Source organism: Blastomonas sp. RAC04 (assembly GCF_001713435.1).
Classification (GTDB): domain Bacteria; phylum Pseudomonadota; class Alphaproteobacteria; order Sphingomonadales; family Sphingomonadaceae; genus Blastomonas; species Blastomonas fulva.
On record NZ_CP016460.1, the window covers coordinates 3,354,804 to 3,377,830 of the forward strand.

26 protein-coding genes are annotated in these 23,027 nt (G+C 64.1%); 12 read left to right on the forward strand and 14 right to left on the reverse strand.

What is annotated here, in order from left to right; genetic code table 11:
* Positions 1-255: 255 nt before the first annotated feature.
* A complete protein-coding gene (locus tag BSY18_RS16635) occupies positions 256-1,005 on the reverse strand; it encodes a Bax inhibitor-1/YccA family protein (RefSeq protein ID WP_054136020.1) in 750 nt (249 codons plus the stop codon).
* 120 nt (positions 1,006-1,125) lie between these two features.
* On the opposite strand from BSY18_RS16635, the gene thpR reads away from it, so the two are divergent.
* Positions 1,126-1,668 (forward strand): RNA 2',3'-cyclic phosphodiesterase, encoded by a 543-nt coding sequence (gene thpR, locus BSY18_RS16640; RefSeq protein ID WP_069051241.1) that lies wholly within the window; start codon positions 1,126-1,128, stop codon positions 1,666-1,668.
* 39 nt (positions 1,669-1,707) lie between these two features.
* Here the strand turns inward: thpR and BSY18_RS16645 are convergent, their stop codons facing one another.
* The 5 genes from BSY18_RS16645 to rpmG all read right to left on the reverse strand — a co-directional run bounded on the left by BSY18_RS16645 (position 1,708) and on the right by rpmG (position 5,433).
* Entirely contained in the window at positions 1,708-2,232 is a 525-nt protein-coding gene (locus BSY18_RS16645; protein ID WP_236823393.1) for a L,D-transpeptidase family protein, read from the reverse strand.
* Positions 2,229-3,272, reverse strand: a complete 1,044-nt coding sequence (ribA, locus tag BSY18_RS16650; protein WP_054136018.1) for a GTP cyclohydrolase II — start codon at positions 3,270-3,272, stop codon at positions 2,229-2,231. The genes BSY18_RS16645 and ribA overlap by 4 nt, the downstream gene beginning before the upstream one ends.
* 16 nt (positions 3,273-3,288) lie before the next feature.
* Entirely contained in the window at positions 3,289-4,095 is an 807-nt protein-coding gene (locus BSY18_RS16655; RefSeq protein WP_054136017.1) for an exodeoxyribonuclease III, read from the reverse strand.
* A 408-nt stretch (positions 4,096-4,503) separates the two neighbouring features.
* Positions 4,504-5,166 (reverse strand): LolA family protein, encoded by a 663-nt coding sequence (locus BSY18_RS16660; RefSeq protein ID WP_069051242.1) that lies wholly within the window; start codon positions 5,164-5,166, stop codon positions 4,504-4,506.
* A 99-nt stretch (positions 5,167-5,265) separates the two neighbouring features.
* Positions 5,266-5,433 (reverse strand): 50S ribosomal protein L33, encoded by a 168-nt coding sequence (rpmG, locus tag BSY18_RS16665; protein WP_017669518.1) that lies wholly within the window; start codon positions 5,431-5,433, stop codon positions 5,266-5,268.
* A 259-nt stretch (positions 5,434-5,692) separates the two neighbouring features.
* Here rpmG and BSY18_RS16670 point away from each other — a divergent pair, with 259 nt between their 5' ends.
* The 5 genes from BSY18_RS16670 (at position 5,693) to BSY18_RS16690 (ending at position 11,486) form a co-directional block, all read left to right on the forward strand.
* Positions 5,693-6,034: a hypothetical protein gene (locus BSY18_RS16670; RefSeq protein ID WP_054136016.1), complete on the forward strand. Its 342-nt coding sequence runs from the start codon at positions 5,693-5,695 to the stop codon at positions 6,032-6,034.
* A 21-nt stretch (positions 6,035-6,055) separates the two neighbouring features.
* The gene (locus tag BSY18_RS16675) at positions 6,056-6,619 is read left to right on the forward strand and encodes a TMEM165/GDT1 family protein (protein ID WP_069051243.1); all 564 of its coding nucleotides are present in this window, start codon (positions 6,056-6,058) and stop codon (positions 6,617-6,619) included.
* A gap of 120 nt (positions 6,620-6,739) precedes the next feature.
* Positions 6,740-7,207, forward strand: a complete 468-nt coding sequence (locus BSY18_RS16680) for a Dps family protein (protein WP_054136014.1) — start codon at positions 6,740-6,742, stop codon at positions 7,205-7,207.
* Between the two features lie 244 nt (positions 7,208-7,451).
* Complete coding sequence (locus BSY18_RS16685) at positions 7,452-10,988, forward strand: autotransporter domain-containing protein (RefSeq protein ID WP_069051244.1); 3,537 nt, start codon at positions 7,452-7,454, stop codon at positions 10,986-10,988.
* Between the two features lie 150 nt (positions 10,989-11,138).
* Positions 11,139-11,486: a hypothetical protein gene (locus tag BSY18_RS16690; RefSeq protein WP_150126313.1), complete on the forward strand. Its 348-nt coding sequence runs from the start codon at positions 11,139-11,141 to the stop codon at positions 11,484-11,486.
* A gap of 83 nt (positions 11,487-11,569) precedes the next feature.
* Here the strand turns inward: BSY18_RS16690 and BSY18_RS16695 are convergent, their stop codons facing one another.
* From BSY18_RS16695 to BSY18_RS16720, 6 genes are all read right to left on the reverse strand, one after another.
* A complete protein-coding gene (locus tag BSY18_RS16695) occupies positions 11,570-12,190 on the reverse strand; it encodes a MarC family protein (RefSeq protein WP_054136011.1) in 621 nt (206 codons plus the stop codon).
* Positions 12,187-12,963 carry a hypothetical protein gene (locus tag BSY18_RS16700; RefSeq protein ID WP_069051246.1) on the reverse strand — a complete coding sequence of 259 codons (777 nt, stop codon included), beginning with the start codon at positions 12,961-12,963 and terminating at the stop codon, positions 12,187-12,189. Before BSY18_RS16700 ends, BSY18_RS16695 begins: the two co-directional genes overlap by 4 nt.
* Entirely contained in the window at positions 12,963-13,865 is a 903-nt protein-coding gene (gene folD, locus BSY18_RS16705; protein ID WP_069051247.1) for a bifunctional methylenetetrahydrofolate dehydrogenase/methenyltetrahydrofolate cyclohydrolase FolD, read from the reverse strand. Before folD ends, BSY18_RS16700 begins: the two co-directional genes overlap by 1 nt.
* A 60-nt stretch (positions 13,866-13,925) precedes the next feature.
* Positions 13,926-14,216 (reverse strand): YggT family protein, encoded by a 291-nt coding sequence (locus tag BSY18_RS16710; RefSeq protein ID WP_054136008.1) that lies wholly within the window; start codon positions 14,214-14,216, stop codon positions 13,926-13,928.
* Positions 14,217-14,306: 90 nt separating this feature from the next.
* Positions 14,307-15,218 carry an acetylglutamate kinase gene (gene argB / locus BSY18_RS16715; RefSeq protein WP_054136007.1) on the reverse strand — a complete coding sequence of 304 codons (912 nt, stop codon included), beginning with the start codon at positions 15,216-15,218 and terminating at the stop codon, positions 14,307-14,309.
* Entirely contained in the window at positions 15,215-15,859 is a 645-nt protein-coding gene (locus BSY18_RS16720) for a queuosine precursor transporter (protein WP_054136006.1), read from the reverse strand. Before BSY18_RS16720 ends, argB begins: the two co-directional genes overlap by 4 nt.
* Before the next feature lie 84 nt (positions 15,860-15,943).
* Between BSY18_RS16720 and BSY18_RS16725 the strand changes: the two genes are divergently transcribed.
* The 6 genes from BSY18_RS16725 (at position 15,944) to msrB (ending at position 20,880) form a co-directional block, all read left to right on the forward strand.
* Positions 15,944-16,507: a pyridoxamine 5'-phosphate oxidase family protein gene (locus BSY18_RS16725; RefSeq protein WP_054136005.1), complete on the forward strand. Its 564-nt coding sequence runs from the start codon at positions 15,944-15,946 to the stop codon at positions 16,505-16,507.
* A 6-nt stretch (positions 16,508-16,513) separates the two neighbouring features.
* Positions 16,514-16,723, forward strand: coding sequence for a putative signal transducing protein (locus BSY18_RS16730; RefSeq protein ID WP_054136004.1), 210 nt, complete (start codon positions 16,514-16,516; stop codon positions 16,721-16,723).
* 225 nt (positions 16,724-16,948) lie between these two features.
* On the forward strand, positions 16,949-17,287 hold the full coding sequence (locus BSY18_RS16735; RefSeq protein ID WP_054136003.1) for a P-II family nitrogen regulator: 339 nt from the start codon (positions 16,949-16,951) through the stop codon (positions 17,285-17,287).
* Positions 17,288-17,302: 15 nt separating this feature from the next.
* Positions 17,303-18,775 carry an ammonium transporter gene (locus tag BSY18_RS16740; RefSeq protein WP_083231668.1) on the forward strand — a complete coding sequence of 491 codons (1,473 nt, stop codon included), beginning with the start codon at positions 17,303-17,305 and terminating at the stop codon, positions 18,773-18,775.
* 284 nt (positions 18,776-19,059) lie between these two features.
* Entirely contained in the window at positions 19,060-20,298 is a 1,239-nt protein-coding gene (locus tag BSY18_RS16745; protein ID WP_069051248.1) for a cytochrome P450, read from the forward strand.
* Positions 20,299-20,376: 78 nt separating this feature from the next.
* Positions 20,377-20,880 carry a peptide-methionine (R)-S-oxide reductase MsrB gene (gene msrB, locus BSY18_RS16750; RefSeq protein ID WP_054136001.1) on the forward strand — a complete coding sequence of 168 codons (504 nt, stop codon included), beginning with the start codon at positions 20,377-20,379 and terminating at the stop codon, positions 20,878-20,880.
* A gap of 181 nt (positions 20,881-21,061) precedes the next feature.
* Here the strand turns inward: msrB and BSY18_RS16755 are convergent, their stop codons facing one another.
* Positions 21,062-22,456, reverse strand: a complete 1,395-nt coding sequence (locus BSY18_RS16755; protein ID WP_054136484.1) for a DEAD/DEAH box helicase — start codon at positions 22,454-22,456, stop codon at positions 21,062-21,064.
* A 324-nt stretch (positions 22,457-22,780) separates the two neighbouring features.
* Positions 22,781-22,981 (reverse strand): zinc-finger domain-containing protein, encoded by a 201-nt coding sequence (locus BSY18_RS16760; RefSeq protein ID WP_054136483.1) that lies wholly within the window; start codon positions 22,979-22,981, stop codon positions 22,781-22,783.
* Between the last annotated feature and the right edge of the window lie 46 nt (positions 22,982-23,027).

Sequence of the window (23,027 nt, forward strand, 5' to 3'; positions counted from 1 at the left end):
GGTGGCGCGCGCAGGGACATGTGTCCCGCCGCGTTCTCTTAAGCATGATTCTATGCCCGCCAAGCGATGATCTCAACACCAAAACGGTGAACCGTGAAATGGCTGCCAGCAAAGGGCGGGCCGCATGCGCGACAAGGCGAGTCAGGCGAGCGACCGGCCGAGCGGGGCGCCGACCGCGCAGCGTGACAACGGCAGACAAAAAAACCCGGCGGATTGCTCCGCCGGGTTGTCAGTGTTCCAGGGCTTTCCGGGCAATCAGTCGCGACTGCCCATGATGCTCAGCAGCGCCTGGAACATGTTGATGAAGTTGAGATAGAGGCTCAGCGCGCCCATGATGACCACCTTGCCCATCATGTCGGTTCCGGCGACATAGGCATAAGTGCTCTTGAGACGCTGGGTGTCATAGGCGGTGAGGCCTGCGAAGATCAGCACCGCGGCATAGCTGATGACCAGACCCATCACCGACGACTTGAGGAAGATGTTGAGCAGGCTGGCGACGATCAGGCCGACCAGACCCATGATCAGGAAGCTGCCCCAACCGGTGAGGTCCTTCTTGGTGGTGTAGCCGAACAGGCTGAGCCCCGCGAACGCCGCTGCGGTCGAGAAGAACGCCAGCGCGACGCTTTCACCGGTATAGACCAGGAACACCGTCGACATGCTCAGGCCCATCAGCAGCGCAAAGCCCCAGAACATCGCCTGAAGGGCGGCGGTCGAGAACTTGTTCATGCCGAAGCTCATCGCGAAGACAATCGCGAGCGGCGAGAAGATGATCAGGTACTTCATCAGGCCGGGGCCGAACATGATCTGCGCGGCCATGCCCGACTGGGCAAACAGCAGCGCGACAACGCCGGTCAGCAGGATGCCGCTGGTCATGTAGTTGTAAATGGACAGCATATAGGAACGCAGGCCAGCATCCGTTGCGGCGCTGGCTCCCACACCCTGTTGCGCATCGAACGAACCGGCACGAAGTCGATCCGTCGTACGAGGATCAAAACGGTCAGCCATCGAAAAATTCTCCTTTGCCCGGCATAGTTGCCGGATGGACACAATATCACCCTTCACCACCGGAATTTCAAGCGAAACCGGTGTTCTGTTCGTCGTGCTTTGCTACGGAACTCCTTAACCATGCGCCTGTTCCTTGCTCTTGTCCCGCCGGTGGAGGTCCGCCGCAGCCTGCTCGCCACCATGCACGCGCTTGCCGGCGCGCGCCGGCAGAGCGATGCACAGCTGCACGTGACCCTGCGTTTCATCGGCGATGTCGATCGCCACGCCGCCGACGCGCTGATGCTCGCGCTGCGCCGCGAGCGGTTCGCGCGTATCGAGGCGCGGCTCGACGGTTTCGGGTTCTTTGATCGGCGCGAGCGGGTCGACCAGCTCTGGGCAGGCCTGTCGCCGCGCGATCCGCTGGAGAGGCTGCATGCACGGCTGGACCGGCTCTGCGTCGGCATCGGGCTCGAGCCGGAGGGGCGCAAATACGTTCCGCACATCACGCTCGCCCGGTTCGCGCGGACCATGGCGCCCCCGCCCGACCAGCTCGCCGCCTGGCTGGGCGCGCAGCCGCTGTTGCCGGCTGACATGTTCGCCTTCGACCAGCTGGTGCTGATGGAGAGCCATATGGGCCGCGACGGCAGCGTCTATGAGCCGGTGTTCGAGGTGGGGATGGAGTAAATCCTCGCCGTTCCGGGAGAGGATTTGCGCAGGGCAAATCTACTCGATCTCCACCACCATTCCCGGCTTCAACTTCGGCAGCAGCGCGTCCATGTCACTTCGCGCAATCGCCACGCAGCCTTCGGTGCTGCGCTCGGCTGCCGGTTTCGCCTCATTCCACAGATGGAAGAAGATCGCGCTGCCTTCGCCGGGCACCGGCGGCGTATCGTTGTGGCCCAGCACCAGCACCACGTCGTACAGCATGTCCTCGCGCTGCAGCGTCTCGGCGCTGAAGCTGTGGGGCAGGCGCACCGGGCGGTTGTAGGCGGGGTCGGCAGGATCGTCCGACCAGCCATCGCCCGGCGAGGTCCAGCGCCACGGCAGCGCAAGGCCCGGCGGCGGGGTGGCGCGGCCGGGGCGAAACAGCACCGCGCGAATCGGCCAGCGGCCCAGCGGCGTGCAGCCATCGCCCTCGCGCTTTGCATCGGCAGCGCATGCCCCGCTGCGGCCGATGCTGCAGGGCACCTGCCAGTCACCCAGGGTCACCGTCAGCGCCTGGGCATCGACGCGGATGGTGTCGCTCACAACTGGTGCCCGGTCCGGTCGCGCTTGGTGACCAGATAGTGCGCATTGTGCGGGTTGGCGGGAATCTGCAGCGGCAGCCGCTCGGCGATGGTCACGCCGAGGCTGGCGAGCACCGCCTGCTTTTCGGGGTTATTGGTCATCAGCCGGATCGCGGGGACATGCAGCGCCTTGAGCATCTGCGCGGCCACCGCGAAATCGCGCGCGTCGGTCGGAAAGCCCAGCCGGTTGTTGGCATCGACCGTATCGAAGCCCTGATCCTGCAGCTGATAGGCGCGCAATTTGTTGATCAGCCCGATGCCGCGGCCTTCCTGACGCAGATAGAGCAGGATGCCCCATTGCGCGTGCGCCATTGCGTGCAGCGCGCCGTGCAGCTGCGGGCCGCAATCGCATTTCAGGCTGCCCAGCACGTCGCCGGTCAGGCATTCGGAGTGCAGCCGCACCACCGGCAGGCTGTCATCGGGGGTGCCGACGATCAGCGCGACATGTTCGTGAAAATCGGCGTCCGAGCGGAAGGCGACGATCTCGGCGGTGTCGCTGGCGCTGACCGGCAGCCGCGCGCGTGCGGCGATGCGCAGCGTGGTGGGGTCGGCGTACGCGGCAACATCGGCTGGGGTAACACGGGGCGCCTCGGCCTCTGCCTCGGTCAGGATATGATAGGCCGGAAGCAGCCCCGCCAGCCGCGCGAGCTGCATCGCGGCCTCTGCGGCCTCAGGAGCTGGCAGCGGCTGCGCGGCGAACGGCCCCTTCATCGGGCGGGACAGATCGAGCGAGGGATCCGCGATCGCCACCGCCAGCGCCGAATCGAGCGCGCCTGGCACCGCGATGCACACCGGCGCATCGGGCCGGGCGGCGTCCTTCTGGTTGGCAAGCTTGAGCGTGATCGCTCGTGCTGCGGAGATCAGCAGCCGCGGCTGGGCAGCTTCGGGCGCCGCGCCGGTTTCCACCGGACGCAGGGCCAACTGCCCGTCGGGCGCATCGACAATGATATCCCAGCCCCGGGCCAGCGCATCGAGCGCCCGGGCCGCAGCGCGCGCGTTCATGAGATGGCAGGCTCCATCAGAACAGGAACTCGCTGATCAGCGGGGCGTGGTCGGAGGGCTGGGGCCAGCCGCGGCAGGGCTCGACCACGCGGTGGCTCTTGACCGTCTCGACGATGTCGGGCGACACCCAGATATGGTCGAGCCTGCGGCCGCGATCGGACACCGACCAGTCGCGCGCGCGATAGCTCCACCACGTGAACAGCCGTTCGGGCGCGGGATAGAATTTGCGGCCGATATCGACCCAGTTGTGCGCATCCTGCATCGCCTTCAGCCGCTCGATCTCGATCGGCGTATGGCTGACGGTGTTGATCAGCTGCTTGTGGCTCCACACGTCATCCTCCAGCGGGGCGATGTTGAAATCGCCCAGGATGATGGTGCGACCTGTCAGGCCGCTCGACCATTGCGTCATCCGCTCGATGAAATCGAGCTTCTGGCCGAATTTGGGGCTGACGTTGCGGTCGGGGATCTCGCCGCCGGCCGGAACATAGACGTTCTCCAGCCGCACGGTGCCGCCCAGCGGGCCGGTTATGTTGACGCCGATGTGCCGCGCCTCGCCATTGGCCTGCCAGTCGAGCCGGTTGTCGTCGCTCAGCCGCACCTTGGCGATGATCGCCACGCCGTGATGCATCGGCTGGCCGTTCAGCTTCTGGAAGTTGTAGCCAAGCTGGCGGAAGGGGCCCTCGGGAAAGTCGTTGTTGATGACCTTCGTCTCCTGCAGGCACAGGATGTCGGGCTGTTCCTCAGCCAGAAAACGCTGCACCGAGTCCAGCCGGAAACGGACCGAGTTGATGTTCCATGATGCGATCTTGAGGGGGGTTGCCATGGCAAGGCTCTAGCCAGCGATGTGCGCAAACCCAAGCCCTAAACACTCCGGTCGGCGGAAAAGAGCGCAAAAAACCCTCGTCCCGGGGGCATTGGAACGAGGGTTCTTTTTTGCGTTCGTCACGCTTGGTTGAAGCCGGTGGTTCGTCAAGGTAACAGGGGGAAACCTTGGCGCCGTCTTCGAAAACCGTTCTAGTCAGCCAAGCCTGTCTGCCATGTGAACAGATTTGCGAGCCTTTCGCAGTTCGTCGAACGGTAAAGGCGGTTCGTCTGCGCTGGCGATTTGATTATCAACTCTTCGTCGTCACCCCCGCGCACGCGGGGCCTCGCTTTCTCTCGCGCCGTTCGGATTCAAGCGGGATTTCCGCCTTAGCGGGAATGACGATGACCTATTATAAGGAGATCAAGCCTAGCGGCGCGGGCCCTTTGCGCGCGGATCGGTCCAGGCAAAGGCGCTGTCGGCAACCGCGACATTGTACTGCTGGCCCGACAGGCGGATGGTGGTGCGCTTGTTCTGCGAATCGAGCGCGACCCAGCCGACCAGCGACAATCCGCCCGGCGCCGCACCGCTGCGCGTGAAGATCAGCGTGATCACCCCATATTCGGGGCGCTTGGGATCGCGCACCTCGACACTGACGACATCGGGGTCGTTGGTCTGAAGCAGCTTGCCATATTTGGTGAGATCGCGATTGGGATCGAGCAGCGCGCCCAGCGGCGAGTTGCGGATCGGCCAGCGCTGAACCTGCTTGACCTGATAGTCGATCATCGTGAGCGCGCGGCCATCGCTGACGATCAGCAGCTGCGCGTCCTTCTGATATTCGAAGCGGATCCTGCCCGGCTGCTTGAGCGTCAGCGTGCCGCTGAGCGTCTGGCCGGTGCGATCGGTCTGGGTGAAGCTGGCGCGCAGCGACTGCATCGCCTTGAGGTGCCGGGACACCTGCGCCAGATCCCCGCCGGGGTTTGCCTGCTGGCCTGCCTGGCCGATGGCGGCCTGGGGCAGGGCAAACGGCGCTGCGACCATGGAGGTCGCGAGCAGCGCGGCGGCGATGGAACGGAACCGGAAATTCAGCATCTGGGGCGGGCTTTCATCTGGGAAGGAACCCCAAGCCCCTGGGCGCAGCCGATTGAACCGGCGCTGAATTGCCGGTTCATCTGGCGTGCGCAACCAAGATTACTTGATCTTGGCTTCCTTGAACTCGACGTGCTTGCGCGCGACGGGATCGTACTTGCGGAAGCTCATCTTCTCGGTGGTGTTGCGCGGGTTCTTCTTGGTGACATAGAAGAAGCCGGTGCCTTCGGTGCTGACCAGGCGGATTTTCACAGTGGCTGGCTTGGCCATGACCTGTTCCTTTGGGTTTGGATGATGTTGCGATGGTGCCCGGCCTGCGCCGGACACCGGAAATTTAAGCGAATCAAAAACACAAAGAGCGGCACAAATGGCCGCCCTGAATATGCGAGCGCCGCCCTTGCCGCAACGCCCCCGGCTTGTCAAGCACGGTGCCCCGCACAGGCCGCCTGCCGCCGCACGATCAGCCTTGCCCAAAAATTAACCCAGCTGTGACACTGTGCAGCATCACAGGCGGACAGCAGGAGCGGTTATGCAGGACCCGGCAGCATCGGACAGCACGGAAGACCGGCTGAAGCTGGCGCGCCAGCAGCTGCGCATGCAGGCGGGCCATGTCCGCGCCATCGCATGGCGGGTTTCGCGCGCCGAGCTTGCCGTCCAGATCGACCGGATGCGCCGCATCGCCGACAGCAACGCCATGCCGTGTGTCAGCGATCTGGCGCACGGGCTGGAGCATCTGCTCGCCAATGGCTGGAGCCGGACGATGGCACGGCACTATTTCGATGCGATGGACGAGGCGATCGCCAGCGATTGCGGCAATGCCGACATGCGCGCAGCGGTGCTGGCCTCGATCGCGGTGCGCGGGGCGCGCTGATTTGCGCTATCGTCCGCGCTGATGGAAGCCTTTGTCACGACATTGCTGCTCACTGCCATCGTCCAGACAGGCGATCGCAGCCAGCTGCTGTGCGCAGGCCTCGCGATGCGATTCGACCGGCGCGCGCCGTTGATCGCGGCAGTGGCGGCGGCGAGCGTCGCGGGGGCCGCGATCGCAGCGATCGGCGGCCAGGTGGTGGGCGACTGGATCAGCCGCGATGCGCTTTCGCTGTTCTATGCGCTGTCGCTGCTGTTTGCCGGGCTGGGCATGCTCGGCTGGCGCAGGCCGGTCGATCTGTTGCAGGGCTGGCGCATCGGACCGTTCTTCACGACGCTGTTTGGGGTGATGATCCTGCAGTTCGGCGACAAGGGGCAGTTCATCGTCGCAGCGACAGCGGCGCGCAGCCATGATGCGCTGTGGCCGCTGCTGGGCGGGGCGGCGGGAACCGTCATCGGGCTAATCCCGGGGATCGTATGGCAGGACGAGCTTGCCCGCTGGCCGCTGCGTCCGGTGCGGATCGGCGCGGGGCTGTGCATCGCGGCACTCGGCATCCTGCTGGCGCTGAGCGCCTTCGGGCTGGTGTAGCCGTCCCCGCAGCACGCGCTGCGAGCCTTGCGATCACAGTAACGCAAGAAATTGTCATGCCAATTGCGGCATCACAACCTATGTTAACATCAGCCAATTCACAGCAACAGGAGACACGTCATGGGAAATAAAAAGGGCGACAATGCAGGCAAGGCGCTGGCGGATGCCATGAACGGTCTGCTGGCGGACAGCTTTGCGCTGTATCTCAAGACCAAGAACTTCCACTGGCACGTCGCAGGGCCGCATTTCCGCGATTATCACCTGCTGCTCGATGACCACGCCACCCAGATCCTCGCGATCACCGATGCGATCGCCGAGCGGGTGCGCAAGAACGGCCACCGCACGCTGACCTCGATCGGCGACATCGCCAAGCGCCAGACGATTGCCGACAACGACAAGTCGGGCGTGGCGGCCGAGGCGATGCTCAAGGAACTGCGCGACGACAATCTGGCGTTTGTCGCCAAGCTGCGCGAGGTCAAGGAACTGGCGGGTGATGCCGGCGACAATGCCACCGATGGCATCGTCGACGATTGGACCGACCAGGCGCAGGAACGTGCCTGGTTCCTGACCGAGACGCTGGGCAAGTAAACTCTCGCTGATGCACGGCTGCAACACGCCGTGCCGGATCTCAGGAGCCACCCACCCCCCTGAATATGGGGGTGGGGGCGCCTGAAGGTTAACGTTTGCAGGCCTTTATCGCGCCGACGCGCAAGAAAATGTGTCCAGACGGCAACACTGTCACACAATCTTAATGCCCCGCGCCGCGCCGCGTTGCGTTTAATTCAGCGCAAGCTAATTTCCTGAACAACGCAAAGTTTTTCAGGGGATGATAATGACCAACAGGAATGCACGTTTGCAAAAGGCGATCAGTAGCGGCGTAGCCGCGACGGCGCTGGCAGTTGCGCTGGCCGCCGCGCCTGCCGCCGCCATCGAAGCCAACGCCAGCGCCGCTTCGGATGTGCGCAACGCGCTTGTCTCGGACGGCCTCGCCCCGCATTTCGATCTGACCAGCAGCATCACCACGGGCGGCCTTGACCTCCAGACGGTGCGTCTGGACATCGACGCTGCCCAGCTCGATCCGCAAATTCTGATCGCCAACCCCAACACCCCCATCACGGCGCGCGATCCGGTCAACATCACGGGCATCGCGCAGATGGTTGTCGACAACGGCAATGGCGGCGTCGGCCTTTGCACCGGCTCGCTGATTAACCCGCGCACCATCCTGTTCGCCGCGCACTGCGTCAACAGCCGCGCTGCCACCGCCTATGGCGCCAATTCGGGCGGCGTCGGCATCGCTTTCGGCTTCGAAACCAACACCCGCGCCAACGCGCCGGGCGAGGTCGACGAGCTGGTTCGCTGGCTGCTGGGCACCAATGGTCAGGGCCGGTTCCAGACCAACACCGCGCAGGCCTTGTACAACGTCAATGCGGTTGCCTATCACCCCCGCTCGGTCGAGCCGGGCAACGGCTTCCGCTATGCCGACGTTGCGGTCGCATCGCTCGACACCCCGGCGGTCGGCATTCCGACCTGGTCGCTGCTGCTGTCGCAGCTGCCCCAGCCGAGCGCGATCACCGCAGCAAGCGGCACCGGCTACCATGTCAACCTCGCCGGCTATGGCGGCAATGGCACCGGCACCTCGGGTACACTTCCGATCGATTTCCGTCGCCGTACGGCGGAAAACTGGCTGGGCGCGCTCACCTCGCTCGATGACTTCACGTCCTTCCTGTTCGGTGCGGCGCCCGCCGGTCTGCCGCAGAACCTGTACTGGATCGATTTCGATGATCCGCGGCGTGGCACGGCCGCAGCCAGCCCGTTCGACTTCAACGCCTTCCGCGACAATGCCCTTCCCCGTGAAGGCAACACCGCAGGCGGCGACTCGGGTGGCCCGCTGATCCTCGATCGCACCTTTGCGCGCGAAGTCATCATCGGCGTGCTGTCGGGCGGCTATACCCGCTTCTTCAACGGCCAGCCTGCCAACAGCTTCGGAACCGCGTCCTTCTATCAGCCGCTGTATCTGTATTGGGACTGGATTGCCGAGAACAATCCCTATCGCTACGTCACGGCTGCAGCCGGCAACCGCAACTGGACCGATCCCACCCACTGGATCACGTCGCAGGACCCCAACTACTTCATCATCGGCCCCAACGGCCAGCTCATCAACGGTACGCCGACCTCGGCTGGCGGAACCACGGTGGATATCAGCGGCAAGTTCGGTCAGGCCTGCTTCCAGTCGGGTGGCTCGAGCGAATGCGTCGACTTCAGCAACGGTCGCACCACGGTCGAGCAGAAGCCGATCGGCACCGATGGTATTGGCGACAATGCCGGCACCGCGAACTTGACCAGCGGTATCGGTGAAGCGGTGATCGAAGGCGCCGCCGCGTCCGCGCAGATCAGCGCGCAGATCAGCCCGTCGGATCCGGTCAGCTCGGCAAGCATTCCGCTGCCGCCGGCCACCATCGCCAACGGCCTGCCGGGCGCGACCAATTTCGTGCCCAACAACAGCGCCGGCAATCGCGCCACCGGTGTGCTGCCGCGTTACTTCGACGTCACCCTGGCGGCTGCCGGCACAACAACGCTCGACACGGCGGTCACCATCGACCGCTTCCGCCTGAACGGCGTGTCGGCCGCGCTGAACATCACCTCGACCGGCTCGCTTACCAGCCTGATCGACGTGACGCAGACCATCGGCTCGATGCAGATCAACGGCAGGCTGACCTCGGTCGGGGATTACTTCCTGATGGCAGGCGGACTGAGCGGCACCGGAACCCTCCGGGCACCGTTTTTCACCAGCGTCGCCGGAACGATCTCGCCGGGCGCAACCGGCAACGCCGGAACGATCGGCACGCTGACGATCGACGGCAACGCCATCCTGTCCTCGGCCACGCAGTATCTGGTCGATGTCGGTGCCGGCGTGTCGGATCGTCTGGCGATCACCGGATCGGCAAGCCTCGGGGGCCGCGTGATCGTCTCGCCGGTCGCCGGGTACACCATCAAGAACGGTGATACCTATCGCATCGTCACCACCGGCGGCACCATCAGTGCAGGGTTCAACTCGGCCGCGCCGATCAGCGCGATCCTGACCCCGGTGCTGACCACCAGCGCCAACGCCGTCGACATGCGGATCACCGCGGGTCAGTATCGCAACGTGATCGATCCGTTCTCGCTGGTGCAGCGCTCCTATGCGGGCATCCTCGACAGCAACCGCAGCGCAGAGCGCAACTTCGCGGACGTCTATCTGCGCACCGATCTGATGTCGGCTTCGCAGATCCAGTCGACCTTCGAAGCGCTGGCGCCGTTCACCGAATCGGCTCGTCTGAGCCTGGGTGAAGCCGTGCTGTCGAGCACCTCGCGCTTCCACCGCACCCGCTTGCAGTCCTCGCTTTCGGGCGATGCCGGTGGCACGATCGCGATGATCGGCCAGCCGCTGAACCTTGCCGCCACCGCGACCAGCGGTGTGGCACTTCCCGGCGCTCTGGCAGCCGCTTCGGCTGGCCAGGACAGCCAGGAAACCGTGATGGATTCGACCTCGCTCAACAGCGATTTCGCGATCTATCTCGGCGGTGGCTATCTCAACGGCAAGTCTTCGCCGATGCCCACCGCGCTGACGCCCAACCGCGACGACAAGTTCGACGGCTTCTTCGTGGTAGCTGGCCTTGAATATCTGCCGCGCGATGGCGTGGTGCTGGGTATCTCGGGCGGCTATTCGGATGTCGACAGCAGCGTCGTCCGCGGCCAGGCCGTGGCCGGCGAGCTGATCGAAGGCAGCGTCTACGGCGCCGTGACCACCAAGAGCGGTCTGGTGTTCGATGGCCGGGTGAGCGCAGGCACGTTCAAGGTCGATACCGCCCGCACCGTCGTGGTGGGTGCCGGCCTGTTCAACCTGGCCTCGAGCGACGATAGCCTGGCGATCACCGCAGAACTCGGCATGTCGGCTCCGATCGTGACCGAAGCGATGGTGATCACCCCGCGGGTTGCCGCCCAGTATCAGTATATCGGCTTTGACGATGTGCGTGAAACCGGTGGCGGTCCGGCTCTGGATATCGATCGCAACAAGTTCGACAGCCTCCAGATCCGCACCGGCATTTCGGCCAGCGCCAAGAAGACCGCGGTCTTCCGGCCCTATATCTATGCCGATTTCGTCTATGATGCGATGGACGGCGATGCGTTCTTCGGTGCCAACTTCGCAGGCAGCACCACCGGCCGCTTCCCGTTCGCCTATCGCTCGGATGACAACAGCTGGGGAGAAGCAGGCGTCGGCCTCACCATCGCGCAGCCGACCTTCGAGTTCACCGCGTCGATCGACACCACGGTGGGCCGTCAGGACTTCCAAGCACAGCAGTACTCGCTCTCGGCGCTGGTTCGCTTCTAAGCACCAGCCCGGGCGCCAAGCCTCAAGAAAAAGCCCGTCAGCCGAGAGGCTGGCGGGCTTTTTTTGTGTGACGATTAAGCCTGCTCCCATTCAGCTGGCTCGTGCCTCGGCAGTTTTGCCATGCTATCGTCGCGTTCAGGATCAATGAGGATGACCATGAACCTGTTCGCAAGCCTTTCTCTATTGCTGCTTGGGACCGGGCTGTTACCTGCTGTGCAGGGTGGAGCTCATCCGTTGCCGTCGCAGTTCTCCGGCACGATCAAAGTATTTGAATACGGGGCCTTCATATCGGATGATGGAGAAGTTTATTCATTCCGTCTGGTAACCCCAGATGCTCAACGTCCGTATCGGAGCGTTTTCCTCAAGAACCCTCGGACCGAAATCTTGTGCTTGAACGTGGAATTTGACGGCTATGCTACCGGCCAAATCGATCAAAACCGTGTAGCTATCATCGATATAGTTAGGTTTCAGAGGATTGAGAAAACTGACTGCGCCTAATGTGCGCAACTTTCGTAATGCAATAAGACAGTAAAAACTCAATCCTGCTGACAAAGATACAAAAACTCGGTCTGACAATCGCCCTATTGAAAGCTTGCCCTCAAACCATCGATCACGAACTGCGCGGCCAGTGCCGCGAGCAGCACGCCGAGCAGGCGGGTGATCACGGCCTCCGCCTTGGCGCCGAGCAGCTTCATCAGCGGGCCTGCGGTGAGCAGCGCGATCAGGGTCAGCAGCAGCACCGCGAGCAGTGCGGCGAGGATCGTCAGCGCGCGGTCGAGGCCGCTGTTCTGCGACACCAGCAGCATGACCGAAGCGATCGAGCCGGGGCCGGCAATCATCGGCATCGCCATCGGGAAGATCGAGACATCCTCGATCTCGGGGGTTTCGATCACCTTCTGCGCGCGCTGTTCGCGGCGTTCGGTGCGCTTTTCGAACACCATGTCGAGCGCGATCAGGAACAGCATGATGCCGCCTGCAATCCGGAAGCTGTTGAGTTCGATGTGCAGCGAGGACAGCAAAGCCTCACCGAACAGCGCGAACACCAGCAGGATGCCGCCAGCCACGATCACCGCGCGGATCGCCATGCTGCGGCGCTGCTGCGCATTGGCGTCGGTGGTCATGCTGGCATAGATCGGCGCGCAACCCGGGGGATCGATCACAACGAACAGGGTGATGAAGGCGGAAACGAAAAGCTCGATCATGCCGCACCTGCCGGAACTTCGTCGCGCACCACGGTGTCGAAACCGGTGCCGTTCCACAGGTCGATGGTGACGGTACGGCTGCCATCTGCGCGCACATCCCAGCGCCAGACCATTGTGCCGTCGGCCGATGCGCGCGCGCCGCTGGCGGTGGGGGCGGCGATCGCGTCACCCTTGGCCAGCGGTCCCATCTGAACGCCTTCGAGCAGCTTCCTGGGTTCACCGGTGCACACTGCCGTGCGCGAGGAGATCATCTCGTCGCCCGCGCGCGGGGCAGCCAGCATGGCACCATGGTCGAGCACCCATCTCCAGTCGGCCTTCTTGGCGCGCGGCTTTTCCAGGTTCTGCCAGACGGTTGTGTAGTAACCCACCGCACCGCCGGGGAATTGCGATGCCCCGGTCGAAGCTCCGGTGCGGCCATCGCACGCCATGAACAGCTTTTGCGGCTGCCATTTGACCGCTTGCGCCGGATCGGCGCGGCCCTTGAGCCAGCTTTGCGCGAGCGCCGGTTGGTCGACGAACATCACGGCATCGGCAGATGCGGTTTCACGAAACGCGGTCCACTGGCCCTTGTTCTGCGCCAGACGCGCAAAAGAGATCTCGGCAACCAGCACCGCGCTCGAATTGGCATAGGATTGCCCCTCGGGCCGTGGCGGCGGCCCGCGCCGGTCGCCGCGGGGTTGACCTTGCTGGGCGGATGCGGCGAGCGGGGTCAGCACCATGGCGACGGCCAGCGACAGCAGCGCCTGCCGAGAAAGGGTTTGAACAGCGCTCATCACAAAACCTCCGGCGCTGTCAGGCCCGCGCGGCGCGATGCCGCGACGAGGGTGTTGCGCAGCAGGCATGCTATGGTCATCGGGCCGACCCCGCCGGGGACCGGCGTGATCGCGCCTGCGACGGCGGCGCATTCGTCATAGGCGCAATCGCCCACCAGCCGGGTCTTGCCGGGCTCGGCCCCCGGCACGCGGTTGATGCCGACATCGATCACCGTCGCACCCGGCTTGATCCAGTCGCCGCGCACCATCTCGGGGCGGCCCACCGCGGCAACGACGATATCGGCGAGCCGCACGATCGCGGGCAGATCCCGCGTCCGGCTGTGCGCGATGGTGACGGTGCAGCTCTGCTGAAGCAGCAACTGCGCCATCGGCTTGCCGACGATGTTCGATCGGCCGATCACCACCGCGTGCAGGCCCGAAAGATCGCCGAGCACATCCTGCAGCAGCATCAGCGATCCCAGCGGCGTGCACGGGACCAGCGCGTCTTCACCCACGGCGAGCTTGCCCGCGTTGACGACATGAAAGCCGTCGACATCCTTGGCCGGATCGATGCTCGCAAGCACCGCCCTGTCGTCGACATGCGCAGGCAATGGCAGCTGGACGAGAATGCCATCGACCGCATCGTCGGCGTTGAGCGTCGCGACCAGATCGAGCAGCGCCTGCTGGCTGGTGTCGGCGGACAGACGATGCTCGAAGCTCAGCATCCCGGCCTCGACCGTCGCCTTGTGCTTGGACCGGACATAGACCTGGCTTGCCGGGTCGTCGCCCACCAGCACCACGGCCAGACCGGGCGCGCGGCCCGTGGCTTGCACGAAATCTGGGACAAGCGCGGCGAGGCGCGCGCGCAAGCCGGCCGCGAAGGCCTTGCCGTCGATGATGCTGGCGATGTTACGGGCTGTCATGCCCGCCGCTCTAACGTCAAATGCGCGTCATTGCCACAGCAGAGCGCGGATTTGCGCAGCTCAGGCGAACTGGACCCACAGCCGCGGGATGATCGAGCGCTGGACGATCATGATCACCAGCAGCACCACCATCGGCGCCAGATCGATCATCCCGAGATCGGGCATGATCTTGCGCACCGGGCGGAACAGCGGTTCGGTGATCCGATTGAGCGATTCGACCATCTGGCGGACCAGATCGTTCTGCATGCTGACAACGTTGAATGCGACCAGCCAGGACAGCACGATCTGGATGATGATGAACCAGGTCACCACCGTTAGCACTATGTCCAGGATTTCGAGCAGGATCTGCATAGGTCTCTCATTATGGCGTTGCCCGATATCTAGGGCGAACTTGGGTGTATTACAAGACTAAAACGGCTCGGGCCTTTCGGCTCGAGTCCATCAGGCCCGGATCAGCGTACCTGCCCCGCGCGAGGTGAAGATTTCCAGCAGCATGGCATGCGGCACGCGTCCATCGAGGACAACCGCGGCATCCACGCCCTGTTCGACCGCATGGACGCAGGTTTCCAGCTTGGGGATCATGCCGCCGCTGATCGTGCCGTCAGCGCGCAAGGCAGCAATGTCGGCAGGAGTCAGGTCGGAGAGCAGCTGCTTGGCCTTGTCGAGCACGCCTGCGACATCGGTGAGCAGGAACAATCGCGATGCGCCCAACGCCGCTGCGACCGCGCCTGCCATGGTGTCGGCGTTGATGTTGTAGGTCTGTCCGTCGGCGCCCACGCCGATCGGTGAGACGACGGGGATCATTCCTGCGTCCGATATCGTCTTGAGCACCGAACAGTCGATGGCTTCCGGCTCGCCGACAAAGCCGAGGTCGATCGCGCGTTCGATGTTGCTGTCCGGGTCGCGCACGGTGCGTTCGACCTTGCTCGCGCGGACGAAGCCTGCGTCCTTGCCGCTGATGCCGATCGCCTTGCCGCCCGCGGCCGCGATCCAGGTGACCAGCTCCTTGTTGATCGCGCCCAGCACCATTTCGGCGATGTTGGCGGTCTCCTGGTCGGTGACGCGCAGCCCGTCGACGAACTGCGACTGCACGCCGACGCGCTTGAGCATCGCGCCGATCTGCGGTCCGCCGCCATGCACGACGACGGGGTTGATTCCCACCGCCTTCAGCAACACGATATCCTCGGCAAAGTCGCGCGCCAGCTCGGGGTCTCCCATCGCATGGCCGCCATATTTGACGACGAAGCTCTTGCCCGCATAACGCTGCATGAACGGCAGCGCCTCGGTGAGGGTCTCTGCTTTGGCGAGCAGCGCGGGGTCGTGGATGTGCCCAGAATCTTGATGGTCGGTCATGCGTCGAGCCTTTTGCCCAGACGGACGAAGAACACAATCAGGAACGGCACCAGCGCAATCGACAGCGCGACCTTGGCCGCCATCTGGCCGATCAGCAGCTGGCCGATCGGGAATACGCCGTAAAAGGCGATGGTGACGAAGATCAGCGTGTCGACGATCTGCGAGAGGGCGGACGCGATCACCCCGCGCACGGCCAGCCAGCGGCCCGGCATGTTCTGCAGCCGCGAGAAGATATAGACGTTGAGGAACTGCGAGACGCCATAAGCGCACACGCCCGCCGCCCAGATGCGTCCCGTCGCGCCGAGGATCAGCTGGATGGCATCGGCATTCTCGGGCGCCATGTCGGGCGAGGCGGGGAGCGCATAGACGATCCACGACAGCGCCATGGCGAACAGCAAAGGCACGAAGCCGAACTTGACCAGGCTGTTTGCGGTGTCGCGGCCGTGCAGTTCCGCGATCGCGCTCGAGACCACGACCAGCAGCAGAAACGCGAAAATGCCCGCCTCGACTGCCAGCGGGCCGATCGAGACCTGCTTGTTGCCGAGCACGCCCGCCAGGCACACCATGCCGCCATAGAAGACGGAAAACACGTAAAGCGAGCGCGGAATGCCGGAGTTTGCGGCGGCTGGAGCAGATGTCATGGGCAGGAGCCGTAATGGCTTTTGCAGGCGCAGGGAAGAGGGGACGCACTTGCGCGCCGCCGCATGTTCCCGCACACTGGCGCCATGTCAGACTTCAGCGACGCCCTGAGCGAAAAGCACATCGCCTTCATCACCCGCCAGCCGGTGTTCTTCGTGGCCACCGCGGCGGACAACGCGCGGATCAACCTCAGCCCCAAGGGCTATGATGCATTCCGCGTGCTCTCCCCAACGCGCGCCGCCTATCTCGATCTGGGGGGATCGGGCAACGAGACGCACGCGCATCTGGTCGCCGATGGCCGGATCACGATCATGTTCTGCGCGTTCGAAAACCCCGCGCTGATCCTGCGCATCTACGGGCGCGGCCGCCCCGTGCTGCCGCAGGATGCCGACTGGGATGCGCTGGCTGCGCACTTCACCATCCTTCCGGGCACCCGGCAGATCTTCGACATCACGGTTGACAGCGTGCAGACCAGCTGCGGCTGGGGCGTGCCGGTGATGGAGTTCGATCGCGAACGCGAGACGCTGAAAAAAGCGCACCGCCAGAGCAAGCCCGATGCCTGGCTGGCCAAGACCGCCAAGCGTACCCGGTCGATCGATGGCCTGCCCACCACCCCGACGACCCGGTTCTTCACCGATGTCGAGGGCTGAACCCGCGTGAGCCTCAAGGCCATTGCTGAATATGCCGACCGGATCGAGGCCGAGATGGCCCGGCTGACGCTGGGCGCAGAGGGCATCGAGGCCCACATCTTCGACGGCGGCATGGCAGGACTTGGCCTGGGGTTCATGACCCCTGCGCGGCTGATGGTGCTGCCTGAAGATGCCGCGCGCGCCCGCGCGGTGCTGGAGCAGCTGGGCGAGGCCTGACCCGCGGCGCCGCAACGGGCGCCGTCTTTTTGTGCAAATGCAGCATGATCTGTGCCTAAAAATTGCGCACCCTTTCGCAGTTGCACAAATTTTGAACTGAACCCCCCGGCGCGCAGTTAGCGATTCATTAGGATTCCCCGGATTCCCGGACTTGGCACGTCGCTTGCGTAGCATTCGGGCGATGACGAGGCTCGGCTTCGCAACAAAATTACAAAAGGGGGCGTAATGAAATTCATCATAGCCATCATCAAGCCGTTCCGGCTGGACGAGGTCCGCGAAGCGCTGACCAGCCTCGGTATTGCCGGCATGACGGTGACCGAGGTGAAGGGCTTTGGCCGCCAGAAGGGCCAGACCGAAATCTATCGCGGCGCCGAATACACCACCAACATGGTGCCCAAGCTCAAGATCGAGATCGCGGCGAGCGACGATATCGCGCCTCAGGTGGTCGAAACCATCCAGGCGGCGGCAAACACGGATTCCATCGGTGACGGCAAGATCTTCGTTCTCGACCTCGCGGCGGCCACGCGCATCCGCACCGGCGAGACCGGCGACACGGCACTGTAAGGGGAAGGGGGAATGATGAAACCTTTGCACAAGATTGGCGCTGTTGTCGGGACGACCGCGCTTTCGTTTTTCGTATCGGCGCAGGCCTGGGCGCAGGAGGTGGCCGAACAGGTCGCTGAAGCCGCGCCCGCCGTCGCTGAAGCCGTTGCGGAAGGCCCGATCAAGGCGCCGACCGTCGAGCAGATGGCGGGCATGGTCGACAAGGGCGACACCACCTGGATGCTGATCTCGTCGGTGCTGGTGCTCATGATGTCGATCCCCGGCCTCGCGCTGTTCTACGGCGGCCTGGTTCGCACCAAGAACATGTTGTCGGTGCTAATGCAGGTGCTCACCATCGTTTCGGTGGCGGCATTGGTCTGGGTCAGCTGGGGCTATACCATGGCCTTCACCAGCGGCTCGCCGTTCGTCGGCGGTTTCGACAAGATGTTCCTCGCAGGGGTCGATGGCACCACCTTCGCCGCCACCTTCTCGAACAACGTCTACATCCCCGAACTCGCGTTCGTGATCTTCCAGATGACCTTTGCCTGCATCACACCGGCGCTGATCGTCGGCGCGTTTGCAGAGCGCATCAAGTTCACCCCGCTGATCATCTTCACCGTGCTGTGGCTGACTTTGTGCTATTTCCCCGTCGCGCACATGGTGTGGTACTGGGCTGGCCCGGACTTCTTGGCTGACGCACCGACCGATACCGGCTTCCTGTGGGGCATGGGCGCGCTCGACTTCGCTGGCGGCACCGTGGTTCACATCAACGCAGGCATTGCAGGCCTTGTCGGCTGCCTCGTGATCGGCAAGCGCCTGGGCTACAAGACCGAGAACATGCCGCCGCACTCGCTGGTGATGACCATGATTGGCGCGTCGCTGCTGTGGGTGGGCTGGTTCGGCTTCAACGCCGGCTCCAACCTGGAAGCCAACGGCGTGACCGCGGTTGCCTTCATCAACACCTTCGTCGCCACCGCCGCTGCCACCGTGGCATGGGCCGTGATCGAACAGATCGTCCACAAGAAGCCCTCGCTGCTGGGTGCTGCCACAGGGGCCGTCGCCGGTCTGGTCGCGATCACCCCGGCTTCGGGCCTGGCCGCTCCCATGACCTCGATCCTGCTCGGTTTTGCAGCCTCGATCGTCTGCTTCTTCTTCGTCACCACGGTGAAGAACAAGATGGGCTATGACGACTCGCTCGACGTGTTCGGCGTCCACTGCATCGGTGGCATCGTCGGCGCCATCGGCACCGGCATCGTCGCCGACCCGGCGCTCGGCGGACAGGGCTTCTTCGACTACACCGTGTTCCCGGCAGCGGTCGGCGAATACGACATGGCCGCCCAGGTCATCACCCAGATCAAGGCGGTGGGCATCACCATCCTGTGGTCCGGCGTGGTCTCGGCCGTCCTGTTCTACGCCCTCAAGTTCACCATCGGTCTGCGCCCCACAGAAGAGGTCGAGCAGGCTGGTCTCGACATCGCCGAGCATGGCGAACGGGCTTACAATTACTGAGTTTACAAGTTTGGTCTGTGGCGCGAACCGCTAGCCGCGCCACAGACCTCCAGAGGTTCCTCCTGCGAACTGACAACTCAAGGCCGGGGTGGCAACATCCCGGCCATTTTTTGTATCCGCGCCGCGCGGGTCGTCGCAGCGCTGCAACCTTCGATCTGCGTTGCATATCGAAACTGTATTGACAAAGCTGTCAGTAAGGTGAGACTTTCAAGCAGACCGCCAAAACAGCGGCGCCGCCGGGCTCATCGCATCCCGGTCATATTGCGACACGCAAGGAGAGAGCCATGGCCACCGTTTTCAAAGACCCCGGCGCCGAGCTGACCTACGACATGAGCGATGCCTCATGGTATGTCGAAGACCGCTGGCAGGAACCGTTTGCACAGCTGCGCGCGCACGATCCGATCCACTGGACCCAGGGCGGATCGTTCGGCGATTTCTGGAACGTCACCAGCCACAAGGCGATCCAGCACGTCGAGGCGCTGCCCGAGATCTTCTCGTCATCCTATGAGTTCGGCGGCATCACGCTCGCCGACCGGATCGATGACGGCACCGAGCTGATCATGCCGATGTTCATCGCGATGGACCGGCCCAAACACACCGGCCAGCGCCGCACCGTCGCGCCCGCGTTCACGCCGTCGGAAATGAAGCGGATGTCCGACGATATCCGCATGCGCACCGCCGAGCTGCTCGATACCCTGCCCTGGGACAAACCGTTCGACTGGGTCGACACCGTGTCGATCGAGCTCACCACGCAGATGCTCGCGATCCTGTTCGATTTCCCCTGGGCCGACCGCCGCAAGCTCACCGAATGGTCCGACTGGGCAGGTGACATCGAGCTGGTGCACTCCGAAGAGCTGCGCGCCGAGCGCCTGAAGCACCTCTACGAGATGGGCGCCTATTTCAAGAATCTGTGGGACGCCAAGATCAACGCCGAGCCGACCCCCGATCTGATCTCGATGATGATTCATTCGGACGCGATGGCGGAGATGGACGAGCTCGAGTTCATGGGCAACCTCATCCTGCTGATCGTCGGCGGCAACGACACCACCCGCAACTCGATGTCGGGCCTCGCTTATTGCCTGCACCAGTTCCCCGAACAGCGCGAGAAGCTCGAGCAGAACCCGAGCCTGATTCCCAATGCGGTGCAGGAAATCATCCGCTGGCAGACCCCGCTCGCGCATATGCGCCGCACCGCGCTCGCCGATTACGACCTGTTCGGCAAGACCATCAAGAAAGGCGACAAGCTTGCCTTGTGGTACATCTCGGGCAACCGCGACGAGACCGTGTTCGAGGACGCTGACAGCATCATCGTCGATCGCGAGAACGCGCGGCGGCATCTGGCGTTCGGCTATGGCATCCACCGCTGCGTCGGTGCGCGGCTGGCAGAGCTGCAGATTGCGATCCTGCTCGAGGAAATGGCCAAGCGCCGGATGCGGGTGAATGTGCTCGCCGAACCCGAGCGGGTGCGCGCCTGCTTCGTCCACGGCTATCGCTCGATGCAGGTGCAACTGAGCAAATATTGAAGCCGAATCGGCTGATCCGGCGTAACTGTGGTCGTGCTCCGGTCGAACAGACCGGGCACGGACACGGGATGACAGGATATGGACAGACGCACCTTCTTTGAACGCGGGTTGCTCGGCGCGGCAGGGATAGGCCTGTTCGGGCTGGGATCGTTCACGCTCGGCGGCGCCAGCGCGAAGCCCAAGGGCAAGTTCGAGATCACCAGGACTGACGCCGAATGGAAGCGCCAGCTGACCGCGGACCAGTATTACGTCCTGCGCACCGAAGGCACCGAGCGGCCGTTCTCGAGCCCGCTCGACAAGGAAAAGCGCGCCGGCACCTTCATCTGCGCCGGATGCCAGCTGCCGTTGTTTTCATCCAGAACCAAGTTCGACAGCGGCACCGGCTGGCCCAGCTTCTATGCGCCCTTGCCCAAGGCCGTGGGGACCAGCACCGACCGCCTGCTGGGCTATCCGCGCACCGAGGTCCACTGCCGCCGCTGCGGCGGGCATCTGGGGCATGTCTTCGAGGACGGCCCCAAGCCCACGGGGCTGCGCTACTGCATGAACGGCGATGCCATGCTGTTCCGGGTGGGCAAGGCGTAAAAAATCCTCCCCGAGCTTGTCTCGGGGAGGGGGACCGTTCGCGAAGCGAATGGTGGGAGGGGAAGCGAGTTTGCGCTCCCCGCCCGAAATGTACGATCCCGCTGCCCCTCCACCACCAGCTCCGCTGGCGGTCCCCCTCCCCCAGCAAGCTGGGGGAGGATTTGAAGGGCTCTAGATTCGATCAGCCGATCCGCTTGACGCTGTCCTTGTGCGCGCCGACGCCGCCGACGCGGGCACCGCCGCCGCCACCGCCACCCGAGCGGCCACCACCGCCACCGGGACGACCACCGCCGCCCGAGCGACGACGTGCGCCGTCACGCTTGGGGCCGTAGTTGCGGCCACCGGGGCCAGAGCGATCGCCGCTGCCACGTTCGCCACCGCGACCGCCGCCGCCCGAATTGACGGGCGCCTTGACCGGAGGCGGAAGCTGCGCTGCGGCTTCGCTGAAGCCCTTGGGCAGCGGCATCGGAACCGGCTTCACCTTGGTGAGGCGTTCGATGTCCTTGAGCAGGCCGCGCTCGTCACCGCTGACGAAAGCAATCGCGATGCCGTCGGCGCCGTTGCGCGCGGTACGACCGATACGGTGGACGTACTGCTCGGCCACGTTGGGCAGATCATAGTTGAACACATGGCTGACACCGGTGATGTCGATGCCGCGTGCCGCGATATCGGTCGCGATCAGGACCTTGATTTCGTTGTCCTTGAACGCCTTCAATGCCGCAGTCCGCTGGCCCTGGCTCTTGTTGCCATGGATCGCGGCGGAACGGATGCCCGCTCCTGCCAGCGCGCGCACCACCTTGTCCGCGCCATGCTTGGTGCGGGTGAAGACGAGCGTGCGTTCGGGGCGGATTTCCTGCAGCTTGAGCGTGAGAAGCGCCTGCTTCTCGCTCTGGCTGACGAAGGTGACATACTGCTCGACGCGCTCGGCCGTCGTCGCCTGCGGGGCGACTTCGACGCGGACCGGGTTGTTCAGGAACCGCGCACCCAGCTCGGCAATCGCCTTGGGCATGGTCGCGGAGAAAAACAGGCTCTGGCGGTTCTTGGGCAGCATCGATGCGATGCGCTTCAGCGGAACGATGAAGCCTAGGTCCATCATCTGGTCGGCTTCGTCGAGCACGAAGATCTCGACATTCTCGAGCGTCACCGCGCGCTGCTCGATCAGGTCGAGCAGGCGGCCCGGCGTTGCGACGAGAACGTCGGTGCCGGGAGCCAGCTTCTTCTTCTGCTGGAAGATCGGCACGCCGCCGAAGATGCAGTTGACCGAAAGGTTCAGGAAGCGCGCATATTCGCGGATGTTCTCGGCGATCTGCGCGGCCAGTTCGCGGGTCGGCGAGAGGACCAGCATGCGCACGCCCTTGTGCGTGCGGCCCTTGGATTCCTTGGCGAGGTGATGCAGCGAGGGCAGCGAGAAGGCTGCGGTCTTGCCGGTGCCGGTCTGCGCGATACCGAGCAGGTCGCGGCCCTGCAGCAGAGCAGGAATGGCGTCCTTCTGGATCGGCGTCGGGGTATCGTAACCCTTGGAATCGAGCGCGCGCAGGATCGGATCGGCAAGGCCAAGTTCATGGAAATAAGACATAAGTGTACTCTATACAGAGCAAGGCGCTGGCCGCTCCCAAATGGGCGGCGCGCGCATTGCGGGGTTCAGAAGCGCCTGGGGGTTCCAGGAACTTCAGGAAAACGCCCCGCGTGAATTGGGATGTTCGTTGGATCAAGCAGCGGGGTTTCATGACCCGGCCATTCGGACCTGTGTCTGATCCCGGAGGGATCACTGCAGATCGACGTTCACGCTGCCGGTTCGTAAGGGGCTTTGGGAAGGATTCCCGTGCCTAGGCGCGCTGCTTGGTTGGCCATATGGCGATAACCCTGCCCGATAGCAAGGAAATTCGCGTGGGCGCGTGGCTCAGGCGGCTTCCTGCACGTCCGCCGGACCGCCGATCAGCACGAAACGGCGGTCGCAATAGCCGCATTCGACATAGCCCTTCTCGTCGATCTGCAGCCAGACGCGCGGGTGCCCCAGCGCTGCGCCGCCGCGAACGTCGCTCGCGCCATCGCAGGCGACGCGGGGGGTATTGGTGCGGACGGTTTCAGGAGGCGTGATCATGGCTGGTGCGATTATCAAAGATGCTGCGCTCGCGCAATCGGGCTTT

What these genes read in the sequence shown, in the direction of transcription:
- BSY18_RS16635 (WP_054136020.1), bottom strand. Translation starts at nt 1,005, where the DNA reads ATGGCTGACCGTTTTGATCCTCGTACGACGGATCGACTTCGTGCCGGT.
- thpR (WP_069051241.1), top strand. Translation starts at nt 1,126, where the DNA reads ATGCGCCTGTTCCTTGCTCTTGTCCCGCCGGTGGAGGTCCGCCGCAGC.
- ribA (WP_054136018.1), bottom strand. Translation starts at nt 3,272, where the DNA reads ATGAACGCGCGCGCTGCGGCCCGGGCGCTCGATGCGCTGGCCCGGGGC.
- BSY18_RS16655 (WP_054136017.1), bottom strand. Translation starts at nt 4,095, where the DNA reads ATGGCAACCCCCCTCAAGATCGCATCATGGAACATCAACTCGGTCCGT.
- BSY18_RS16660 (WP_069051242.1), bottom strand. Translation starts at nt 5,166, where the DNA reads ATGCTGAATTTCCGGTTCCGTTCCATCGCCGCCGCGCTGCTCGCGACC.
- rpmG (WP_017669518.1), bottom strand. Translation starts at nt 5,433, where the DNA reads ATGGCCAAGCCAGCCACTGTGAAAATCCGCCTGGTCAGCACCGAAGGC.
- BSY18_RS16670 (WP_054136016.1), top strand. Translation starts at nt 5,693, where the DNA reads ATGCAGGACCCGGCAGCATCGGACAGCACGGAAGACCGGCTGAAGCTG.
- BSY18_RS16675 (WP_069051243.1), top strand. Translation starts at nt 6,056, where the DNA reads ATGGAAGCCTTTGTCACGACATTGCTGCTCACTGCCATCGTCCAGACA.
- BSY18_RS16680 (WP_054136014.1), top strand. Translation starts at nt 6,740, where the DNA reads ATGGGAAATAAAAAGGGCGACAATGCAGGCAAGGCGCTGGCGGATGCC.
- BSY18_RS16685 (WP_069051244.1), top strand. Translation starts at nt 7,452, where the DNA reads ATGACCAACAGGAATGCACGTTTGCAAAAGGCGATCAGTAGCGGCGTA.
- BSY18_RS16690 (WP_150126313.1), top strand. Translation starts at nt 11,139, where the DNA reads ATGACCATGAACCTGTTCGCAAGCCTTTCTCTATTGCTGCTTGGGACC.
- BSY18_RS16695 (WP_054136011.1), bottom strand. Translation starts at nt 12,190, where the DNA reads ATGATCGAGCTTTTCGTTTCCGCCTTCATCACCCTGTTCGTTGTGATC.
- BSY18_RS16700 (WP_069051246.1), bottom strand. Translation starts at nt 12,963, where the DNA reads ATGAGCGCTGTTCAAACCCTTTCTCGGCAGGCGCTGCTGTCGCTGGCC.
- folD (WP_069051247.1), bottom strand. Translation starts at nt 13,865, where the DNA reads ATGACAGCCCGTAACATCGCCAGCATCATCGACGGCAAGGCCTTCGCG.
- BSY18_RS16710 (WP_054136008.1), bottom strand. Translation starts at nt 14,216, where the DNA reads ATGCAGATCCTGCTCGAAATCCTGGACATAGTGCTAACGGTGGTGACC.
- argB (WP_054136007.1), bottom strand. Translation starts at nt 15,218, where the DNA reads ATGACCGACCATCAAGATTCTGGGCACATCCACGACCCCGCGCTGCTC.
- BSY18_RS16720 (WP_054136006.1), bottom strand. Translation starts at nt 15,859, where the DNA reads ATGACATCTGCTCCAGCCGCCGCAAACTCCGGCATTCCGCGCTCGCTT.
- BSY18_RS16725 (WP_054136005.1), top strand. Translation starts at nt 15,944, where the DNA reads ATGTCAGACTTCAGCGACGCCCTGAGCGAAAAGCACATCGCCTTCATC.
- BSY18_RS16735 (WP_054136003.1), top strand. Translation starts at nt 16,949, where the DNA reads ATGAAATTCATCATAGCCATCATCAAGCCGTTCCGGCTGGACGAGGTC.
- BSY18_RS16740 (WP_083231668.1), top strand. Translation starts at nt 17,303, where the DNA reads ATGAAACCTTTGCACAAGATTGGCGCTGTTGTCGGGACGACCGCGCTT.
- BSY18_RS16745 (WP_069051248.1), top strand. Translation starts at nt 19,060, where the DNA reads ATGGCCACCGTTTTCAAAGACCCCGGCGCCGAGCTGACCTACGACATG.
- msrB (WP_054136001.1), top strand. Translation starts at nt 20,377, where the DNA reads ATGGACAGACGCACCTTCTTTGAACGCGGGTTGCTCGGCGCGGCAGGG.
- BSY18_RS16755 (WP_054136484.1), bottom strand. Translation starts at nt 22,456, where the DNA reads ATGTCTTATTTCCATGAACTTGGCCTTGCCGATCCGATCCTGCGCGCG.
- BSY18_RS16760 (WP_054136483.1), bottom strand. Translation starts at nt 22,981, where the DNA reads ATGATCACGCCTCCTGAAACCGTCCGCACCAATACCCCCCGCGTCGCC.